The following is a 1,057-nucleotide window of genomic DNA, read 5'->3' on the forward strand; positions in this document are numbered from 1 at the left end:
TCGGCGAGGACGGCTTCGGCGCTCTCGGCGGCCGTACGGGCGGTGGCGGCGGCCTCGGCCAGCTCGGCGAGCATGCCGGGCGGGCAGTCGGCGCGCCAGGAGCCGATGCGGGCAGCGAGCGCGCGGTCCCCGGAGAGGCGGGCGGCGAGGGTCCGGATGTCCTCGTCGCGGGCGGCGGCGCGGCTGCGCAGCGCGTGGCGTTCCTCGTCGGCGGCGTGTTCGTCGTGCATGGCCGGGTTCGGCGGGACGAGGAAGACGCCGTCGTTCTGCGCGTCGGAGCCGGTGCCGGGGGCCGGGACGGGAGCGAGGAGGGCGGCGGCGGTGCCGACGGCCACGGTCGAGCGGGGCAGCAGGGCCGCGCCGCCGAGGACTTCGCGGGCGCGGCTGTGGGCGGCGGGGTCGGTGATGACGACGCCGTCGACGAGCTCGGGGCGGGCGGCGAGGACGGCGGCGTGGTCGGCCGGGTCCACGGCCTGGGCGAGGTAGCGCCAGCCGGGCAGGGCGGGGATGCCGTGCTCGCCCAGATACTCGACGGTGGCGAGGACGTCGGGGCCGGGCGGCAGCAGCCCGCCCTCGCCGAGCGCGCCGAGGATGCGGGCGTCGTCGGCCGCGGCGGTACGCAGGTCGAAGAGGCGGCGCTCGGCGGCGGCGACGGACTGGTCCAGGAGCTCGCGCAGCTCGTCGGCGCTGCGGTCGAACTCCTCGGCGGTCAGGGGCTGTTGGGCGGTGGTGGGCTGGTCGGCGAGGGCCACGGCACGTTCGGCGGCCGGTTCGGCGGCGGTGGCCGTGCCGTCGTCGCCGCTCCCCGGGCCGGTGCGTGCGGTGGCGCCCTGGGCGGAGCCGGACGTCTCGTCGGCGGTTTCCCGGCGGGGGTGCGGGACGCCGGTGCCGGAGGGCAGGCCCAGCAGGTCGCCGAGGCGGGGGTCGGCGGCGATGGACGCGGCGGCGCGGTGCTCGTCCTCGTAACTCTGCTCGGCGGCCTTGGCCCCGTCGGCGGCGCGGGCGGCGGCCAGTTCGGCGCGGCTCTCGGCGGCGGCGGCCTCGCGGGCGGTGTCGG

The 1,057-nt window shown here is 79.7% G+C and carries 1 pseudogene; it reads right to left on the reverse strand.

Going from position 1 to position 1,057, the window contains the following annotated elements:
* Nucleotides 1–1,057, reverse strand: a pseudogene (locus G3I54_RS15310) (hypothetical protein); the annotation flags it as partial.

The organism is Streptomyces sp. SID14515 (assembly GCF_010548505.1).
Lineage (GTDB): Bacteria > Actinomycetota > Actinomycetes > Streptomycetales > Streptomycetaceae > Streptomyces > Streptomyces caviscabies.